General features: G+C 52.7%; 19 protein-coding genes and 1 riboswitch. Of the genes, 12 read left to right on the top strand and 7 right to left on the bottom strand.

Translation table 11 applies throughout. The features are described from left to right. The first annotated feature begins 2 nt into the window (after positions 1-2). Positions 3-326 (top strand): DUF4880 domain-containing protein, encoded by a 324-nt coding sequence (locus HRU73_RS02270; RefSeq protein WP_287399275.1) that lies wholly within the window; start codon positions 3-5, stop codon positions 324-326. Here the strand turns inward: HRU73_RS02270 and HRU73_RS02265 are convergent. Then, positions 313-1,088 (bottom strand): IS5 family transposase gene (locus HRU73_RS02265; RefSeq protein WP_287399273.1). Its coding sequence is split into 2 segments (ribosomal slippage): positions 313-773 and positions 773-1,088, totalling 777 coding nucleotides; the frame shifts between segments, so codons are not numbered across the junction. The two genes, HRU73_RS02270 and HRU73_RS02265, sit on opposite strands and share 14 nt — an antisense overlap. Before the next feature lie 43 nt (positions 1,089-1,131). On the opposite strand from HRU73_RS02265, the gene HRU73_RS02260 reads away from it, so the two are divergent. Genes HRU73_RS02260 through HRU73_RS02245 form a run of 4 tightly spaced genes read left to right on the top strand, consistent with a single transcriptional unit; the run spans position 1,132 to position 2,639 of the window. Further along, positions 1,132-1,356: a hypothetical protein gene (locus tag HRU73_RS02260; RefSeq protein ID WP_287399271.1), complete on the top strand. Its 225-nt coding sequence runs from the start codon at positions 1,132-1,134 to the stop codon at positions 1,354-1,356. After that, on the top strand, positions 1,356-1,559 hold the full coding sequence (locus HRU73_RS02255) for a PIN domain-containing protein (RefSeq protein WP_287399270.1): 204 nt from the start codon (positions 1,356-1,358) through the stop codon (positions 1,557-1,559). Before HRU73_RS02260 ends, HRU73_RS02255 begins: the two co-directional genes overlap by 1 nt. Positions 1,560-1,570: 11 nt before the next feature. Continuing rightward, complete coding sequence (locus tag HRU73_RS02250; RefSeq protein ID WP_287399269.1) at positions 1,571-1,768, top strand: PIN domain-containing protein; 198 nt, start codon at positions 1,571-1,573, stop codon at positions 1,766-1,768. 37 nt (positions 1,769-1,805) lie between these two features. Further along, positions 1,806-2,639, top strand: a complete 834-nt coding sequence (locus tag HRU73_RS02245; protein ID WP_287399268.1) for an IS630 family transposase — start codon at positions 1,806-1,808, stop codon at positions 2,637-2,639. Positions 2,640-2,866: 227 nt separating this feature from the next. Here HRU73_RS02245 and metH read toward each other — a convergent pair whose 3' ends face one another. Together metH and gltX are read right to left on the bottom strand one after the other, a co-directional pair. Further along, the gene (metH, locus tag HRU73_RS02240; RefSeq protein WP_287399266.1) at positions 2,867-6,580 is read right to left on the bottom strand and encodes a methionine synthase; all 3,714 of its coding nucleotides are present in this window, start codon (positions 6,578-6,580) and stop codon (positions 2,867-2,869) included. Between the two features lie 123 nt (positions 6,581-6,703). Continuing rightward, entirely contained in the window at positions 6,704-8,095 is a 1,392-nt protein-coding gene (gene gltX / locus HRU73_RS02235; RefSeq protein ID WP_287399265.1) for a glutamate--tRNA ligase, read from the bottom strand. Positions 8,096-8,556: 461 nt separating this feature from the next. Further along, a riboswitch (Fluoride riboswitch) is annotated at positions 8,557-8,632 on the top strand. 297 nt (positions 8,633-8,929) lie between these two features. On the opposite strand from gltX, the gene HRU73_RS02230 reads away from it, so the two are divergent. Genes HRU73_RS02230 through HRU73_RS02205 form a run of 6 tightly spaced genes read left to right on the top strand, consistent with a single transcriptional unit; the run spans position 8,930 to position 14,675 of the window. Then, positions 8,930-10,789, top strand: coding sequence for a ribonuclease catalytic domain-containing protein (locus HRU73_RS02230; protein ID WP_287399264.1), 1,860 nt, complete (start codon positions 8,930-8,932; stop codon positions 10,787-10,789). A gap of 6 nt (positions 10,790-10,795) precedes the next feature. After that, on the top strand, positions 10,796-11,710 hold the full coding sequence (locus HRU73_RS02225) for an energy transducer TonB (RefSeq protein WP_276817788.1): 915 nt from the start codon (positions 10,796-10,798) through the stop codon (positions 11,708-11,710). Between the two features lie 33 nt (positions 11,711-11,743). Further along, entirely contained in the window at positions 11,744-12,574 is an 831-nt protein-coding gene (gene aroE, locus HRU73_RS02220; protein ID WP_011112187.1) for a shikimate dehydrogenase, read from the top strand. After that, positions 12,571-13,305 carry a monofunctional biosynthetic peptidoglycan transglycosylase gene (gene mtgA / locus HRU73_RS02215; protein WP_276817787.1) on the top strand — a complete coding sequence of 245 codons (735 nt, stop codon included), beginning with the start codon at positions 12,571-12,573 and terminating at the stop codon, positions 13,303-13,305. The genes aroE and mtgA overlap by 4 nt, the downstream gene beginning before the upstream one ends. Further along, the gene (locus HRU73_RS02210) at positions 13,302-13,457 is read left to right on the top strand and encodes a hypothetical protein (protein WP_276677842.1); all 156 of its coding nucleotides are present in this window, start codon (positions 13,302-13,304) and stop codon (positions 13,455-13,457) included. The genes mtgA and HRU73_RS02210 overlap by 4 nt, the downstream gene beginning before the upstream one ends. A gap of 21 nt (positions 13,458-13,478) precedes the next feature. Further along, positions 13,479-14,675, top strand: a complete 1,197-nt coding sequence (locus tag HRU73_RS02205) for a hypothetical protein (RefSeq protein ID WP_287399262.1) — start codon at positions 13,479-13,481, stop codon at positions 14,673-14,675. On the opposite strand, the gene HRU73_RS02200 is transcribed toward HRU73_RS02205, so the two are convergent. Continuing rightward, positions 14,659-15,090 (bottom strand): hypothetical protein, encoded by a 432-nt coding sequence (locus tag HRU73_RS02200; RefSeq protein ID WP_281870892.1) that lies wholly within the window; start codon positions 15,088-15,090, stop codon positions 14,659-14,661. The two genes, HRU73_RS02205 and HRU73_RS02200, sit on opposite strands and share 17 nt — an antisense overlap. Positions 15,091-15,591: 501 nt before the next feature. Between HRU73_RS02200 and mgtE the strand changes: the two genes are divergently transcribed. After that, positions 15,592-17,022 carry a magnesium transporter gene (gene mgtE / locus HRU73_RS02195; RefSeq protein ID WP_011112190.1) on the top strand — a complete coding sequence of 477 codons (1,431 nt, stop codon included), beginning with the start codon at positions 15,592-15,594 and terminating at the stop codon, positions 17,020-17,022. Here the strand turns inward: mgtE and HRU73_RS02190 are convergent. The 3 genes from HRU73_RS02190 to HRU73_RS02180 are packed head-to-tail and all read right to left on the bottom strand — an operon-like array spanning position 17,014 to position 19,311. Next, a complete protein-coding gene (locus HRU73_RS02190) occupies positions 17,014-18,126 on the bottom strand; it encodes a nucleotidyltransferase domain-containing protein (protein WP_287399261.1) in 1,113 nt (370 codons plus the stop codon). The two genes, mgtE and HRU73_RS02190, sit on opposite strands and share 9 nt — an antisense overlap. Continuing rightward, positions 18,119-19,027, bottom strand: a complete 909-nt coding sequence (locus tag HRU73_RS02185) for an HprK-related kinase A (protein WP_281870891.1) — start codon at positions 19,025-19,027, stop codon at positions 18,119-18,121. Before HRU73_RS02185 ends, HRU73_RS02190 begins: the two co-directional genes overlap by 8 nt. After that, entirely contained in the window at positions 19,024-19,311 is a 288-nt protein-coding gene (locus tag HRU73_RS02180) for an HPr-rel-A system PqqD family peptide chaperone (protein ID WP_287399259.1), read from the bottom strand. Before HRU73_RS02180 ends, HRU73_RS02185 begins: the two co-directional genes overlap by 4 nt. Between the last annotated feature and the right edge of the window lie 14 nt (positions 19,312-19,325).

Here is a 19,325-nt window from a genome sequence, read left to right as displayed (position 1 = left end):
CCATGCCCTCGCATGAAGCCATGGAGCAGGCCGCCGCGTGGTTTTCGCTGCTGCAATCCGGAACGGCTACCGATACCGACCGCGCGCACTGGCAAGACTGGCTGGCCCGCACCGAGGATAATCGCGCCGCCTGGGCGTTCATCGATCGAGTCAGTCAGCGCTTCCAACCCCTGCAGACCGATACCTCGCCGCGCCTGGCCGCAGACGCACTGCAGGTAGCCAGGCGCCGGCTTGCCCGGCGCCGGATCGTACTAGGCGTGGCCGTCATGGCCGGTGCGAGCGGCGTGCTCAGCTGGGCTGTCTGGCAACGGCCTAGGACCTGTTAACACTAATTAAATAATCTACAATCAGAGCGAAATGGATGAAGAATCGGAAAACTGAATCCAACTTGTCAAAGCGAGAGAAGATTCTTCTGAATCTCTTCAGGCGACGAAACAGCCGCTCCACCTCATTACGCTTTTTGTACATTTCAACATCGTACTCCCATGGCGATACACGATTTGCTTTTGGTGGCACCACTGGAATCATCCCCAGATCAAGCACTAACTGCCGGGTTTCATCCCCTTCGTACGCTTTATCCATGATCACGTGAGTGTCAGAGAATCCCTTATTCTCCAGGGTTTTCAGCAACTTTCGTCCTTCTGGCGCATCACCGGCCTGGCCGGGGGATAACGAAAACACTACCGCGGTTCTGGCATCTGCCGCGACCAGATGAATTTTGGTAGTCCAGCCCCCTCGTGATTGACCGATAGCTTGAACACCGTTTTTTTTAGTGCACCAGTACCATCAGGATGGACTTTGACTATCGTACTATCCAGCGACATGTGATCCACTTCCAGCTGTATCAGCTTGTTTTGCTGGAGTGCGAGGAAAACCCGATCCAGGACGCCATTCCTAGCCCAACGGTTGGCGCGCGTGTAAATGCTGTGCCAATTGCCGAATTTCACAGGCAGACCACGCCACTTACAGCCGTGCTCTGCAACATACAAAATCGCGTTGAGCACTTCCAAATTCGAGAGTGTGACGTTACCCCGTTGTATCGGCAGTAGATTTTCAATAAGCTTGAATTGCAATGCAGATATTTCCATTCGGTAATTTTAATACAAATAGTGTTAACAGGCCCTAGGAAAAATGCTCAACCAAGTACAGTACTGCAATGACAGCATCGTCATCAGCAAGAACGGCAAGCCAGTCGCACTCGTCAATGCTGAAATGTTTGCCTGCATCCTGCGCATACGTGAGCGCTTCGACACGCCGAGTAAGCGCATTGCCGAAAGTTATGCCGATATACCGGTCGAAGAAGGTCTGACCGAGATCGATGCCGTCGTGGCTGCTGAGCGCAAGCAGCACCGCTGATGCCGGGTCTGCGCATCGTGCCCGACACCAGTACACTGGTGTCGGGGTTAGCATACCCGGCCAATATCCCGGGACGCATCATTAATGCCTGGCGGCAAGGCGGATTGAATGTAGTACTGTCGCATTACATCCTGGATGAAATGATCAGAGTATTGCCGCGCTTGAGCAGGATTCAGATGACCCCGGCAGAAATCCGCGTTTAGCAAACAGTTTCATGTTTCTGGCCGACGTCGTCGAGCCGCAAGGGTCACAGGACTCAAATCTGCGCGATTCTGGCGATCAACCTGTACTGCTGACATTGATAACCGCTCAAACTGACTATCTGGTGACTGACGACAAGGATCTGCTGGCACTGGCGCGCGATTACCCCATCGTCACGCCTGCCGAGTTCTGGTCACGTCACGGAGAATGATATAGCGAAGCTCAGATAGATTGATTATAATTTACAGATGACTTATCCCATTTCATTTCGCCGCAAAGTTTTATCAGTTCGAGAGAAGGAAGGACTCACCATTGTGCAAACGGCAGCCCGTTTTTGTGTAGGAATTGCCAGCGTGACACGCTGGATAAAAAATCCTGTTCCTCAGGAGACCCGTAACAAACCGGCAACGAAGATCGACATGGCTGCGCTGGCTCGTGATGTACGGGAATTTCCAGACGCCTATCAGGCCGAACGGGCTCGTCGACTGGGTGTGAGCGAAAAAGGTATCGGCCACGCACTAAGGCGTATGAACATCAGCTATAAAAAAAACACTGCAGCATCCCAAAGCGGACGAAGACGAACGGCGCATCTTCCAGAGACGATTAAAGCGTATCAAGCTCAAAACCGTGTCATCGTCTATATTGATGAAAGTGGTTTTGCTCACGATATGCCACGAACACACGGGTACGCGCCCATTGGCAAGCGATGTCATGGAGTGTGTGATTGGCACGCAAGAGGCCGTGTCAATGTCATCGGCGCATTAATCGATAAATGTCTGCTGACGGTGGGATTGTTCGAAAGCAATATCGATGCAGATACTTTTTTCGGCTGGACGATACACGATCTGTTGCCAAAACTCCCGCCAGCGTCAGTCGTGGTCATGGATAACGCGACCTTTCACAAGAGGCTGGATATTCAAAATGCAATCACACAAGCCGGACATACGCTTGAATATCTGCCAGTGTATTCACCTGACCTTAATCCTATTGAGCACAAATGGGCTCAAACCAAAGCAATCAGAAAACAACAAAACAAAACCGTCGAGCAACTCTTTAAAATCGAATCATTTTATGTGACGTAGGCTATAATATGCCGGCAGCCAGTGAAAACATCACCATTCATTGCCTGTCTGAGGGGTACACCTGATCTCCGGCCCTGAAGCGGTTAAGGAACCTCTGAGAAACTACCTGTGTTGCCATTTCTACGTTAAAAATCGGCTTAAAATGCTCATTTATTACGTATAAACTCCGCTTTCTCACCGATTTTTGCCTTGAACTGACTGCCTCGTCGACGTTTTTCAGAGGTTCCTTAACGCTCATACGCCAGGACAGGCGCAAGCCACCTTTCTGCTTCTTCCAGCGTCCACCCTTTGCGTCTTGCATAATCCTCGACCTGATCTTTTCCGATTTTTCCGACGGCAAAATAACTGGATTCGGGGTAAGAGAGGTAGAAGCCGGATACTGCTGCAGTCGGCACCATGGCAAAAGATTCCGTTATGACGATTCCGCTGCGTTTTTCCGCTTCCAGCAGAGCGAACAGCGGCCCCTTCTCGGTATGATCAGGGCAGGCAGGATAGCCTGGTGCCGGACGGATTCCCAGGTATTGCTCGTCGATCAACTGTTCATTGTCCAGACTCTCATCTTTCACATAGCCCCAGAATTCTCGCCGCACCCGTGCATGCATGTGTTCTGCAAACGCTTCAGCCAGACGGTCAGCCAGTGCTTTCAGGATGATGGCACTGTAATCATCGTTTTCAGCTTCAAAAGCGCGTATGCGTTCATCGATACCGAAACCGGCGCTGACGGCAAACAAACCGATGGTATCGTCCAGCCCGGTTTCACGCGGCGCAATGAAATCGGCCAGTGCCAGATTGGGACGCCCTGCCGGTTTGGCCGTCTGCTGCCGCAAGGTGTGCCAGGTCATGATCACCTGACTGCGACTACGGTCAGCATAAATCTCGATATCATCTCCATTGACGGTATTGGCCGGGAACAGGCCGATAACGGCGTTGGCGGTGAGCCATTTTTGCTCGACGATTTTTCTGAGCATATTCTGGGCATCGCGAAACAGATTGCTGGCTGCTTCCCCGACGAGTTCATCCTGCAGGATGGCAGGATAGCGCCCGTGCAGTTCCCATGCCTGGAAGAAAGGTGTCCAGTCGATGTGCGGCACTAGTGTTTCCAGCGGATAGTTGTTGAGGGTGCGCAACCCCAGGAAATCCGGCGCTGGCGGAGTATAACGGGCCCAGTCGGTTTTGAGCGCATTGGCCCGAGCTTCCTCGAAAGTGAGCAGCTTGGACGGCCCTTTCTTGTTGCGGTGCTGCACTCGGCTCTTCTCCTGCTCGGCCTTGACCTGCCGGACATAGTCATCACGCAGATCCTGCGACATCAGATTGCTGCACACCCCAACTGCCCGGCTGGCATCCGGCACCCATACAGTCACCCCGCCGTAATGGGGCGCGATTTTGACTGCCGTATGCATCCGCGAAGTAGTAGCGCCGCCGATTAACAGTGGAACGGTGAATTGTTCACGCTCCATTTCCCGGGCAACATGCGCCATCTCTTCCAGCGAAGGGGTGATCAGGCCGGACAGACCGATCATATCGACCTGTTCACGACGAGCTGTTTCCAGAATCTGTGCACTGGGAACCATCACCCCCATGTTGATGACTTCAAAGTTATTGCATTGCAACACGACGGAAACGATATTTTTGCCAATGTCGTGCACGTCCCCTTTGACAGTGGCGATCACCACCTTGCCCTTGGGTTTGCTGTCGCCGGAAATTTTTTTCTCTGCCTCGATGTACGGCAACAGATAGGCAACCGCCTGCTTCATCACCCGTGCCGACTTGACCACCTGTGGCAGAAACATCTTGCCTGCGCCAAACAGATCCCCCACTACATTCATGCCATCCATGAGCGGGCCTTCGATCACCTCGATCGGTTTGCCTCCCTGGCTGTCGATCTCCTGCCGGACGAGCTCGGTATCCTCGACGATGTAGGTGCTGATACCCCTGACCAGTGCATGAATCAGGCGCTGCCGCACCGGTTCATCACGCCAGGCAAGGTCTTCGACCTGTTCCTTTTTCTGGCCTTTGAAATTTTCCGCAAACTCTACCAGACGTTCGGTCGCATCAGGCCGCCGGTTCAGCAGTACATCCTCGACATGTTCCAGCAGATCAGGCGGAATGTCGGAATAAACCCCAAGCTGACCTGCGTTGACGATACCCATGGTCATGCCTGCCTTGACCGCGTGATACAGGAATGCGGTATGAATGGCTTCGCGGATCGGTTCGTTACCCCGGAACGAGAAGGAAACATTGGAAACACCCCCGCTGACTTTGGCATAAGGCAGCGTTTGCCGGATGACGTGTGTCGCCTCGATAAAATCCACTGCATAGTTACTGTGTTCTTCGATACCCGTAGCAATGGCAAAAATATTGGGGTCGAAAATGATATCCTCGGGTGGGAAATCAGCCTGTTCAATCAGTGTATGGTAACAACGCGTGCAGATTTCCACCTTGCGCTGCAAGGTATCGGCCTGCCCGGTTTCGTCGAAAGCCATGACAATCACCGCGGCCCCGTAACGGCGTGCCAGCCTGGCATGATGTAAAAACTCCGCTTCACCTTCCTTGAGGCTGATGGAATTGATGACCGCCTTACCCTGGACACATTTCAGCCCGGCTTCGATCACCGACCATTTGCTGGAATCGAGCATGATCGGCAACCGGCTGATATCCGGTTCGGCAGCGAGCAGATTCAGAAAGGTCACCATCGCCTTCTGTGAATCCAGCATCGCTTCATCCATGTTGATATCGATGATCTGTGCGCCGTTCTCCACCTGGCTGCGCGCGATCACCAGCCCTTCAGCATAACCGCCATTGAGAATCAGCCGGGCAAATGCCTTGGAGCCGGTGACATTGGTACGTTCACCCACGTTTACGAACAGGGAATGTTCATCGATATTGAGCGGCTCGAGGCCGGAAAGCCTCAGTTTTTTAGGAATATCGGGCAGTGGGCGCGGAGGGATGTCCCGTACCGCTTCTGCAATGGCGGCGATGTGTTTCGGCGTAGTCCCACAACATCCCCCGACGATGTTGACGAACCCTGATTGCGCAAAATCTTTGATCAGACGGGCAGTATATTCCGGCGTTTCGTCATAACCGGTTTCCGCCAGCGGATTGGGCAGACCGGCATTGGGATGGGCGCTGGTGAAAACCTCAGCCACATTGGATAATTCTTCCACGTAGGGGCGCATCAACTCCGCACCCAACGCGCAGTTGATTCCCACCGAAAGCGGACGCGCATGCCGTACCGAATTCCAGAAAGCTTCCGGTGTCTGCCCGGAAAGATTACGTCCCGAAGCATCGGTAATCGTGACCGATATCATCACTGGCAAGCGTAATCCATGCGTTTCGAAATACTGATCGATGGCAAACAATGCGGCTTTGGCATTCAAGGTGTCAAAAATGGTTTCGACCAGCAGAATATCCGCGCCTCCGTCGATCAGCCCGCGCACCGACTCGGTATAGCTTTCCACCAGATCATCGAAGGTAATGGCCCGGAATCCGGGATCATTGACATCCGGTGAGAGTGAAGCCGTTTTGGTGGTAGGCCCGATCACACCGGCAACGAAACGGGGCCGGTCAGGTTGCTGCGTTTCCATTGCCCGCGCTTCCTCACACGCCAGGCGCGCACCCGCCACATTCAGTTCATACACCAGATCCTGCATGTGGTAATCCGCCATCGACGGCGCATTCGAGTTGAACGTGTTGGTCTCGATGATATCCGACCCGGCTTCGAGATAAGCGCGATGAATGGAACGGATGACTTCCGGTCTGGTCAGGCAGAGCAGATCATTGTTGCCTTTGAGATCATGCGGAAAATCAGCAAAACGTTCCCCCCGATAATCCGATTCGGTCAGTTTGTAGCTCTGGATCATCGTACCCATGGCACCGTCGAGCATCAGGATACGTTCGGCAAGCAGCTGTTTCAGCAAATCAGCACGTTCATGCATTGTCATGACAAGTTCAGGAATAAAATTATTCAGTCAGTAAAAAAGCAGCCTTATCCTCGTAAAGGATGGCCATCCGGTATTCTATGTATTCCATTGTGTACTCAGCCAGGCAACCAGAGATCAGGAATGTCATCCAGGAAAAATTTCCATCCGGCTACGCAAACGATGCAACGTTTCTTCTCTTCCAAGCAACTCCAGCACTGCATCGATTGCCGGGGTTTGCGCTTCTCCTGTGACCATGACACGTAACGGCATCGCCAGGCTGGGAAATTTCAGATTGTGTGAAGAAACCGTTTGTTTGATTTCGTGATGAATGGTCTCCCGCTTCCATTCGATCTGTGCGAGGCGATCGACCAGGTATTCCAGCACCGGACGTATTTCGGCAGTGAAATACTGCGTCCTGAGTGCTTCAGGAGGCTCGATCGTCCGGAAAAAATAAGCGGATGCATCGGCCAGTTCTTCGATAGTGCTGGCACGATCTTTCAGCAGATTGACGATCTTGAGCAAGTTCTCTGTCGCTGGCAGAGGGTAGTTTCTCTCCCGCAGAAAGGGCATGACCAGCTCCACCAGCCGCGCATCATCAGCCGTTTTCAGGTAATGCTGATTCAACCAGGTCAGTTTCTCGGGATTGAACTTCGCCGGTGAACGACTGATCGCAGCCAGATCAAACCATTCGACCAACTGCTCCCGGCTGAAAATTTCCTCATCCCCGTGTGACCACCCGAGTCGCGCCAGATAATTGATCAAAGCTTCCGGCAGATAGCCCTGATCGCGGTAATGCATCACCGATACCGCACCGTGCCGTTTGGAAAGCCGTTCACCATCCGCACCCAGGATCATCGGCACATGCGCATACTGCGGGATGGCTGCACCCAGCGCCTTGAGAATGTTGATCTGACGGGGAGTATTGTTGACATGATCGTCACCGCGGATGACATGCGTGATTCCCATGTCGAGATCATCGAGCACCACACCGAAATTATAGGTGGGCGTACCATCACTCCTCAGCAATACCAGATCATCCAGCTCATGGTTGGCGACACTGATTTTACCTTTCACCAGATCATCGAACACCACATACCCTTGTTGGGGTGTTTTCAACCGCACGACCGGCTTGACACCCGCCGGAGGAGTTTGTCTGCTGTCGCGCCAGCGACCGTCGTAACGCGGTTTCAACCCGGCCAGGCGCTGCTGCTCACGCAATGCATCCAGCTCTTCTCTGCTGGCATAGCACTGATAGGCAAGGCCCTGGGTAAGCAATTGCTCTGCCACTTCCTGATAACGATTCAACCGCTGCATCTGGTAATACGGCCCTTCATCATAATCGAGTCCCAGCCAGGCCATTCCATCGAGAATCGCCTGTACGGATTGCTGCGTCGAACGTTCAAGGTCAGTATCTTCGATTCTCAGAACGAATTTCCCTCCCTGTTTTCGGGCAAACGCCCAGGAAAAAAGGGCAGTACGCGCACCACCGATATGAAGATAGCCGGTAGGACTGGGGGCAAAGCGTGTTTTTACCATCTGATTACACTAAAGTTGGAAGTTGTGATACGCGGTCGTATCTGTCTCCGGGAATCCCGGTGGATACGTGCAGGCAAAAAACTCCCCGGCTGAGCCGGCATGAAGCAGGTTGATACCACTATCCCTACAACCCTTGTTTTTTGCTGACGGTGCATTATGTTACCATGAACGGCGTATTTTCCTGTCGCCCCCGGGTGGTACGATATTTAGCCCCACTGAAGGTATATTGGTATGGTGCGCTACCAACGCAGGAAAAGTTATGAAATGGATATTACACAGCACAGGCGTGCCGGAAAACTCGACCGGCATCTTGTACGTGAGCAACAGCCAGCTTTGAGCCTTCTCCATTTGAACAAATTTAATAAAATTACCGTAACATAATTTACATTGTGTTTTACTATTGTCCCGTTGAGTGGTTCACATTGAAATGATCTCGACCGCTATTTAGGACTTGTGTATAGTGAAGATAAGGAGATGGTGTTCCTCCTTTTGAAGAAACCGCAGCCGTTTAGCGCTGCTGATGACGCCTACAGGACCTGACCTTCGTTAGGGCTGTAGGCGTTCGTGTTTACATCCTTTAGCATTGTCAGCCCGATTGTTTCGAGCGAATGACCAATAATGTCCGATGCAGATAGACACCAACCAAGACGGAGACTCCAATGACGACGTCTAGTACTCAAACCCTCCATACGCGTGAAATCCTAGACTCGCACGGCAATCCCACTATTGAGGTTGACGTTCAACTGGAAGGTGACGCAACAAGGCATACCACGGTGCTATACGGTCTGGAAAACATTTTTTCACACGCTTTTCTGGGTTAAGCCGAGGGTTGATTTGGTAAACGTTTTTTACGAGGAAGCAGGTGCGCTCAAGGTCGGCAGCATTCTGACCGACAATACGACCTCTCTGCAGATCGAATCTGCACATGGAAAGCGCTCCAAGATCAAGGCCACATTGGTTCTGTTGCGCTTCGAAAACCCGCCCATGCATGGATTCATGCAGCAGGCACAGGAAAAAGCGGCCGACATCGACATGAATTTTCTATGGGAGTGCTGCGAAGAGAACCGGGAATTCACCGGACAGGAGCTGGCTGGTGATTATTTCGGCCACACACCTGACCCTCTCGAAACTGCCGCCATCCTGATTCTGCTCAGCCAGAATCCGATTTATTTTCATAAGAAAGGAGTGGGGCGTTTCAAGGCGGCCCCGCCGGAAATTCTGCAGGCTGCGCTTGCCAGCCGTGAAAAAAAACGACTGGCCGAGGAAAAACAGGCCGGTTACGTGCAGCAATTGATGGCATTCGAACTGCCCGATACCTTCCGGCCGCTGCTCGATGACCTGTTGTACAAACCGGACAAAAACACGATCGAATGGAAAGCACTGGAAACCGCGTGCGACGCTACCCGGTTGAGCGTGCCCAGGCTGCTGGAACGATGCGGTGCCATTCCCTCAACGCATGATTACCACTATAACCAGTTTTTGTACGAACACTTCCCGGAAGGTATCGACACAGACGCATACCCTGCCGACTTTCACCTCATGGACCCGGAAGATTTGCCAGTGGCCGGCGTCAAGGCATTCAGCATCGACGATGCCACCACGACTGAAATCGATGATGCCTTTTCAGTCACCCCGCTGAACTTCGGCAGTTTCCGGATCGGAATACACATTGCCACCCCTGCTTTGGGAGTGGCACCGCACTCCCTGCTCGATAAATTTGCGGCAAAACGCCTGTCCACTGTCTATCTGCCCGGCCGCAAAATCACCATGCTGCCGGAAAGCGTGATACAGCACTTTACACTGGGAGAAGCACACCACCGGCCGGTACTCTCGCTCTATCTGGAAGTTGCGGATGATTTCACCGTTACTCGTACCTTCAGCCGGATCGAAACCATCGAGGTTTCCACCAATCTGCGCCTCGATTCGCTCGAACGGCAATTCAACGAAATCACGCTGCGCGAGAATCAGACGGATTATCCCTTTGCCCATGAGCTGAGATTGCTCTGGAATTTCTCCTGCAAAATGGAAAAATTGCGCGGCAAGGATCAGGACATCAACAGCGAAAAGATCGACTACAGTTTTATCATCGATCAGGATCGTGTTTCGGTTTACGAACGCCGCCGGGGAGCGCCCATCGATAAAGTGGTATCGGAACTGATGATTTTTGCCAACGCCGAATGGGGCAAACAACTGGCAGATGCCGGTTACGCCGGGATTTATCGCAGTCAGGGAAACGGCAAGGTGAAAATGAGCCTTTCCCCCGCACCGCATCAGGGGTTGGGCGTATCCCAATACGCCTGGAGCAGTTCACCCATGCGACGGTATGTCGATCTCATCAACCAGCGCCAGTTGATCGCGCTGGTATCGGGCAATCCACCTCCCTATACCCGCGAGGATGATACGCTGCTGATCGCCATGCGCGATTTTGAAATGGCGTATGCAACCTATGCGGAATTCCAGCGCGGCATGGAACGCTACTGGTGCCTGCGCTGGCTGCTGCAGGAAAACATCAGCACATCCGGTGCCATCGTCATCAAGGAAAACATGATCAAACTGGACCGCCTGCCACTGATCGTACGTATACCTTCGTTACCCGAACTGGCACCCGGCACATTGGTGGCCGTCGGTGTCTCACAGATCGACCTGATCGATCGATCACTCAATGCCAGCTTTCTTGGCAAAAGTGAAGGCTGATGATCGATGCAAATCACCGCGGTTTTCAACTCCCCCATGCAGCCCGACTACAGGATTTTTCCGGCACTGCTGATCTCGCTGCTGTTGCATACAGCCATCATTGCGGGCGTATCACTCAGCCTGCCTGAACAGAAAACGACCAAGGTCACCAAGTCCATGGATGTGATTCTGGTCAACAGCAAATCTCAAACCAGACCCGTGGATGCCAAAGTGCTGGCGCAGGCCAATCTCGATGGCGGCGGGAATGTAGCAGAAGATCGGCGAGCGAAAACCCCCCTGCCGGTTCTGCCAGGTGTGAAGCCGGTGACAAGCCTGTCCGAAGTTACCCGGAAAACCAGACAGCTGGAAAAAGAAGTCAAAAAACTGCTGACTGCAGCTGAAAGCAAAGCCAAGGTCGTACAACCCCTGCCCCACACAAAACCGGGGCAGGATAAGCCCGTACAGAATCAGCCTGCCGCCCTCAATCCGGACAACCATGACAATCTGTTGCAGCGCAGCCTCGAAATCGCCCGTCTGGAAGCACAAATCGCGAAAGACCATGAAGCCTACCAGAAACGGCCAAAACGAAAATTCATTGGCGCACGCACTCGCGATTACCGCTTTGCCCGCTATCTGGAAGACTGGCGGCTCAAGGTCGAACGCATTGGCAACCTGAATTACCCGGACGTCGCCAGAAAACAAAAGCTGTACGGCAGCCTGCAACTGACGGTCGGCATCCGCTCTGATGGCAGTCTGGAATCGATCGGGATCGACCGCTCCTCGGGAGTACAGGTACTGGATGATGCAGCCATTCACATAGTGCGGCTGGCCGCACGTAACGGGTTTTCACCTTTCCCGCCCGATATCCGCCGCGATACCGACATCCTGCATATCACCCGCACCTGGGTATTTTCCCGTGCGGATAAACTGCTGAGTGAATAACGCAATTTTTCCGGATACCTGAGGTAAAGCAGAATGGATACCTACGCAGTCATCGGCAACCCGGTTGCGCACAGCAAATCGCCCTTCATTCATGCCCGGTTTGCACAACAGACCGGCCGGATCATCCATTACACCGCCCTGCTCGCACCACTGGACAGGTTCGAGCAGACTGTTCTGGATTTCCGGAAAACCGGCGGCAAAGGCATGAATATCACTGTTCCCTTCAAATTCGAAGCCTTTACACTCGCCAGCCGGCTGACCGATCGCGCCAGTGCTGCACGTGCAGTCAACACTTTCCGGTTTGAAGAAACAGGAGAAATACTCGGCGACAACACCGATGGTGTCGGATTGATACGTGATATCGAGGTTAATCTGAATTTCCCGCTGGCAGGCAAGCGCATTCTGCTGATGGGTGCAGGTGGTGCCGCAAGTGGCGTCATCCTGCCACTGTTGCAGCAGCAGCCTGACCTGCTGGCCATCGCCAACCGCACGCCAGATAAAGCAGTGTCATTACAACGCCAATTCGCCAGTTACAGCAATATCACAACCGGGCATTACCATGATTTTGCCGGGCAGCATTTCGATCTCATCATCAATGCCACTTCAGCCAGCCTGCACAACGAACTCCCCCCCGTACCGGCAGATCTGTTCCGTAACGCTTTTGCCTACGACATGCTGTACAGCAGCAGGCTGACACCGTTTCTGGAGCTTGCCAGGGTGCAGGGAGCTGGATATCTGGCAGATGGTGCCGGCATGCTGGTAGAACAGGCTGCAGAATCCTTTCTGCTGTGGCACGGGATCCGCCCGGAAACGCAGACCGTCATCAGACAGCTCAGGGATAATCTGCGCCACCCTACCTCGTGAAATTGGCACAAGCACGCCGACCTGCCACCTCTAAACCGAGGCTGATCAGTACCTGGCTGTTACGGCCGCTGTTGCTGCTCCTGACAGCCGCCCTGCTCTACCAGTCCTGGTTCCTGCTGCATATTGTCTACTGGCGTTCATATTCCCCGACCACCAGCGCGTTCATGCAGGATCGCCTGAAGATCATGCGCCAGCAAAACCCTGCTGCAAGCTTACAGCACCAATGGGTCGATTATGAACAGATTTCCAGCCATCTCAAGCGAGCAGTCATTGCTGCCGAGGATGCCCGCTTCCTGCAGCACCAGGGGTTTGATTACAAGGCGATTGAAACTGCCTGGAAAAAAAATCTGAAGCAACGCAAATGGGCAGCTGGCGGATCAACCATCAGCCAGCAACTCGCCAAGAACCTGTTTTTATCCACTGAAAAAACTGTGTGGCGCAAATCCCAGGAAACCCTCATCACGCTCATGCTGGAAGAATTTCTGACCAAGCGTCGTATTCTGGAAATCTATCTGAACATCATCGAATGGGGTGATGGTATCTTCGGAATCGAGGCAGCCGCCCGTCATTACTTCGGCATATCCGCTGCATCACTCACACCCGCACAGGCGGCCTGGCTGGCATCGATCATCCCAAACCCGCGTTTTTACGACACCCGCCGTACATTACCGAAATTGCTCAACAAATCCAGGATCATTCTGTCACGCCTGCCGGCAGCAAAAATTCCATGACAAAACAGAAAATGGATACGAACCGGCTTCTGCCGCGAATGGATCCGCCTTATTCGCCTGCTTACCCCGCCCTCACCTCACTTATCCTGATCGATGTATTTCATAATAATGTCACCCGATCTGCGAGAAAATTCGAGCGGCTGGAATCATAAGGACGTAACAAAGATATCAGAATGAAAAACACACAACCCTATTCATGGTGGCTGCTTCCCTGCCTGCTGACCACGCTTCCGGGCTGCCTGTCACCGATCACACTGCATCACGCGGTAAGCGCCTACGATGATGCCATCACCAGTACGATTTCCAGACAACTGCTGACGAATATTGCCCGTGCCCGCCATCACCAGCCGATCCATTTCACCGGGGTCTCGAATGTGGCGGCCACTTTCGATTTTCGTTTCAGTGCAGGCGCCACTCCCGCACTGGGTGGGCTGGCCGGAACAACACTGATGCCGCTATTTGGTGGCAGTGTGGCGGAAAATCCCACAATCAGCATCGTCCCGATCGAGGGTGAAGAATTCACCAGACGGCTGCTGACACCTTTCCAACAAAACAAATTCATGCTGTTACTGCGCCAGCGTTTCGACATCGACCTGCTGCTGAGACTGATGGCGCAGGAGGTACGCATTCAGGAATCGACATCACAAACGACTTATCGTAATACCCCGTCCGATATGACAGGCTACGAAACATTTCGCAAGGTGGTACTGCATCTGTCGGCAATCCAGGATCGGGATCAGCTCTATGCTGAACCGCTGAATCTGGAATACGACTGGACCCTGCCTGCGGCAGCGGTATCCGCCGAAGGCTTCCATACGCTGGCAAAGGAATTCGTCGTCCACCACGATCGGCAGAATGATCTGTTCATTCTTCACCAGAAAAAACAGGGGCCGATCCTCATCACCAACTACGATCCTGGCATCCTGTCCGAAAAGGAACGTGCACAGTTGAGCAAAGAGGCGGAAGGATGGGAGCCGAATGATGTGGCGTTCGACATCCGTCCTGGTGGAATGGGGGGAGAATGGCCCATGAAGGGTATTTTCCGGTTAAGAAGTTTTCACGCAATCATCAGCGCTCTCGGCCGTTCACTGAGCGATGAGCCGGAATACCACGTAGAAAAAGATCTACGCACACTACCTGTCTCCCGTGATGAAAATCCTGTTGCCACGATGGCGCTTCTCGTGACGGATACCCCCTCGCCGAATACCGATCTGTCAATCCGTTCACATGACAGGCATTACGCAGTGGATACCCAAGGGCAGCAGGCCCGCTGGAATCGCGATGCATTTCAGATGCTGTACCTGCTGTTTCAGATGACGGTGACCGACTTGCCGCGCACAGGTGCCCCCGGTATCACCATCGCCAAATGAACGGTATCGTACCGGATACTTTATCCACCAGTGACGAGGCATCAGGAACAGCCCACCATCGTACCCAAGCCGGGTGCAACTGCACTACCACCTTCACCCACAATAGGATGAATTTGGTCGCATTGTCTACCTCCCGCTTGAAGGTACTAAGATTTTCCCGAGTGTCCGCATCGAAATGCAGTGAAGGTTCTTTCTCGATATGACGGATCGTCTCCGAGGCAAGATACATACCGTTACACACGTTGGCCATCACAGTCGCTGGCAGGCAGGCGAATGAACCATGTTCCCTGACCTGCTGACCGATGCTGCCGGCCACAGCAGCCAGTGAAAGCAGCAATTCCGGTGTAACGACCCGGGCACGCACGTATCCAGACAATACAGCACGTGAATCAACCGGTGCAGGTACGATATTCACAATCGAATCCCGGGTTACTTGCGCAATGGCGGTAACTGTGTCACCTCGTACATATCCCCTTTTTCCTGACTCTTTCGTGATGTGGTGACCTGGTTGATAGCCCTATACTTCGCAGCTGCAAAAACGAAAATACCACGCCTCCGCAAGCATCCATGTCGTCGCCCTGTCTTTTTTCTGTAAAAAATTCCATGCTAAAATGAAAAACGGATACAGGCTGAATGTGCTGGTCCGATTCCGACTGATCCGGATTTCCCTGTCTTTTATATACCGTTTACAGCCAGTAGATGCATTTTTTACTGCTGCAACGATGATTGGATCCGTGAAAAAACGCTATACCCCCGATCGGTATTCCGATCATTCGGAAAAATTTCACGGAATCATCTTTTTCTTTTCATCTTCTAAACGGTATTTCTGACATCAGACAACCACGTGGCAGGTGTGTGCCTCGCCAGTTCGATTGTATAACCACCCTCGACCGACAACTTCGATTACAGATCAGTCATGACTGAAGAAAATCACGAAAACCTGGAAGACAAGCTGCAGAAAGTCACCTATCTGCTGCAAAAATACAAACTGGTCGAAGGTTTCGTCCGTCTGCAGGATACGCCCGAGCCGGAACTGATCGAATCGATCATACAAAAACAGAATCTCTCCAATCTGCGACAGGCACTGGACAAGCTTCACCCGGCGGATATCGCCCATATCCTTGAAGCTTTGCCTCTCGAAGATCGGCTGATCATCTGGGGGCTGGTCAAGGCCGAGCAGGATGGTGAGGTACTGCTCGAAGTCTCCGATGCCGTTCGCCAAACGCTGATCGAGGACATGGACAGCGAGGAGCTGGTTGCTGCGGCAGAACAACTGGACGCGGATGAAATTGCCGATCTGGCCCCTGATTTACCCAGCGATGTCATGGAAGACGTCTTCCAGGCATTGCCTATGGAAGAACGTGAGCAGCTGCGTGCCGCCATGTCCTACTCCGAGGATGCGGTAGGCGCACTGATGGATTTCGATGTCATTACCGTACGTGGAGATGTGCGCATTGAAGTCGTGCTGCGTTACTTACGCCGGCTTGGCGAATTGCCGGATCATACTGATCAGCTGTTCGTGGTCGACCGTACTGAACAACTGCAGGGAGTCTTGCTGTTGAACCAGTTGCTGGTAAGTGACCCTGAAGCCACTGTGATGGAAGTCATGGCGCGCGACACGGTCAAATTTCTTCCAGACGATAAGGCTGAACAAGCCACTCATGCATTTGAACGGTACGATCTGGTAACCGCCCCCGTCATTTCTTCAGAAGGGAAGCTGCTGGGCCGAGTAACGGTCAACGCAGTCATTGACTTCATGCGTGAGAAGGCAGATCTCGAAGCACGCAGCCAAGCCGGTCTGAGCGAAGAAGAAGATCTGTTTGCTCCCATCTGGAAAAGTGTACGCAACCGCTGGGCCTGGCTAGCGATCAACCTGGTCACGGCATTCATTGCTTCTCGCGTGATCGGATTATTCGAGAACTCGATCGAGAAACTGGTTGCACTTGCTGCGCTGATGCCCATTGTAGCGGGGGTAGGTGGAAATTCCGGTAATCAGACCATCACCATGATCGTTCGGGCCATTGCGCTGGGACAGGTGAATCAGGACAGCACCTTGAAACTGATCAGCAAGGAAATCGGTGTCGGTATCGTCAATGGCATCGTATGGGGAAGTGTAGTAGGGCTATTCACCTACGCCATCTACCGTAACATGCAACTGGGTCTAGTCATGGCACTCGCCATGCTGCTGAATCTGCTGCTGGCTGCATTCGTCGGCGTACTTATCCCGCTGACACGCAAGAAGTTCGGGCGTGATCCTGCCCTCGGCTCCAGTGTCCTGATCACTGCCGTCACTGATAGTGGCGGTTTCTTTATTTTCCTGGGCCTGGCTACGTTATTCCTACTTTGATGTTTCAGCCCTGGCCGGAAACACGGACAGATAAAACTTATAGGCCAGGTGCGGTACCAGACGGTAAAGCGGCATGCGCAGCCAGTGGCTGCGCCAGTAAAGCCACATACGCGCGTATCCCGCCATCCTGGAAGGGTGATCAGGATGCTGCGGCAGTAATGCCAGCGGTACGCAATGATGCATGACACGCCGCGCCAGCCAACCGGGTTGCCGATCGAGCTGTTTTTCCAGATCATCCGGAATCGCTGATCGCAGCAATAAGCGACTGAAATACAAACTGTAAAACAGCGGATTTCCTAATCCGAGCTGATTAGCGCGCTCGATCAGCTTTTGTTGAAAAAACGGCTGCTGACTGCTGAAAAACAGCATCATCTCGTGAAAATCGAGCAGATGCCGCAGATCGTCGGCCAGCTCGTTGTTCTGAAACAGGTTGACTGCACAATGCAGCACCATATCTTCCGGGCTCAACACATAAATACCTGCATCTTTCACTTTGACCGCTGCTTCCCGGAATGGCAGTGGATCGATCTTCAGCTTGCCCAGCGGTGAAGAAAGTGTATGGTGAACATCCACTTCAACACTGCGTTCAGGATGCACCAATGCGGGAATTTCATGACTCCACTCACGATAGTAACGCTCATCGTAGTCGGTCAGTGCATGATGCCGCCAGCCTTTCTTCAGCAGGCTGGATTCGATCTGACCCAGATTTTCTTTCGACACCAGCAAATCCAGGTCAGCAAACATGCGCCCCGGAGCATTCGGCAGATCCTGCAACAGATATGCCATTCCCTTGAGGACGATAACCGGGATATCCTGGCCATCCAGCGCCCAAATCACCCGGTTCAGCTCCCAGTTGACCGATTGCTGCTGTTTTCTTGCCTGAATTAAGCTAGAGCGCAACAGATTGGAAGCACGCCGCGGAATTTTGTCCAACAGCTCATCTTTTTCCAGTTTGGCTGCAAGGTAGCCGGATAGCTGCGCCCGTCTCGCCAACCGCAACAATAATTCCCATTGCCGATTGTCGTATCTGGTCAGGGAAGCAGGCTGAACGATCGCTTCCAGCAGCAACCGGTGATGATCTGGCCTGGTATCAACCTTAGCCATCGGTCAGTTCATCCAGCGCGGCCAAAGCGCTATCGAAATCGGAATAAACCAGTTTGCGGCACTCACAGTTACGAACCAGACTGGTTACCGCATCAAATGCGGTTTCTCCCAGCACTTCGTAATTGAATGCATTGGTTGCCAGCAACAGAAACGCCTCGGATTGCGGCAAAGATTCCAACCGCAAAGCAGCACCCGCTGACCATTTCGGAAAAACGATCCAGCGTGGTTTCGCAGTTTCATCCGCCCGTTCGATACTTTCCTGCGGCGGGCGCACATGGGCAACCGTTCCTTTCAATGTACCCGGTATTTCCGGCCCCAGCACTGCTTCCGGCAGATAATCACGAATCACCCCGATCGATTGATTTTTGAGCGGCATCAACCGGGGTAGCGGAAAAAATTCACCCGACTGCGGATCCATCAACCCAAATTCATCGGAAAACAGCCGATAGCCACGGTGAATCAGTGCCGTGCACAAGGTTGTCTTGCCGCTGCCTGGCCAGGCTGGCAGCAACAGTACATGGCCATTGCGCTCCACGGCAGCAGAATGAAACAGTAACAGGTGATTGACACGCATGGCGATGACGAGATTGATACCCCATTCCAGTGTTGCCAGTGCTTGCTCTACAGGAACAGGTGGGAATGGAGCGCGGCCATCGACTTGAAACTGAATCAGCCGGACAAATGGCCGCCTGATCGAATGTTTAGGAATTATTCGAACATGAAATTCAGCAATTTCTGTTTCATCCACCAGCGAGTAGTGGGAGTACATCCGATAGAGTTGATCGGTAAGTGAGGGTAAGCAGGTCTGAATAGACAGATTGAACGGCCCTGCTTTTACACGCAGACCTGATCCGGCAAGTAATGTGCGTAACTGATCCAGCGAAAATTGCTCAACCTTCACGCGTGTTCTTTCACTCTGGTGATCAGGCCAAGTGTTTCAAAACGATGTAGCGTTTTAGCGATTTGTCCCGGAAAATCTTTGTCAGGTTGCAACGAAAAATACTCTGATAACGCTTTGCAAACTGTTTCCAGCGTGGCAGGAGATTGATCAAGTATCGTGAGGATTTTCAGCCCCATCTCATTCAGAAAATGGGTTTTACCGGATTCCGGCTGGAATACAGTAAATTCACCTTCCCAATTCTCTATGCGTAATGATAAGAAACAAGATAAATACCAGTCATTCATTCGACCTACACTAT

Source organism: Nitrosomonas sp. H1_AOB3, assembly GCF_015709435.1.
GTDB classification, from domain to species: domain Bacteria; phylum Pseudomonadota; class Gammaproteobacteria; order Burkholderiales; family Nitrosomonadaceae; genus Nitrosomonas; species Nitrosomonas europaea.
The sequence above is the reverse complement of the archived record's forward strand: the minus strand, read 5'-3'. Positions and strand labels throughout refer to the sequence as shown.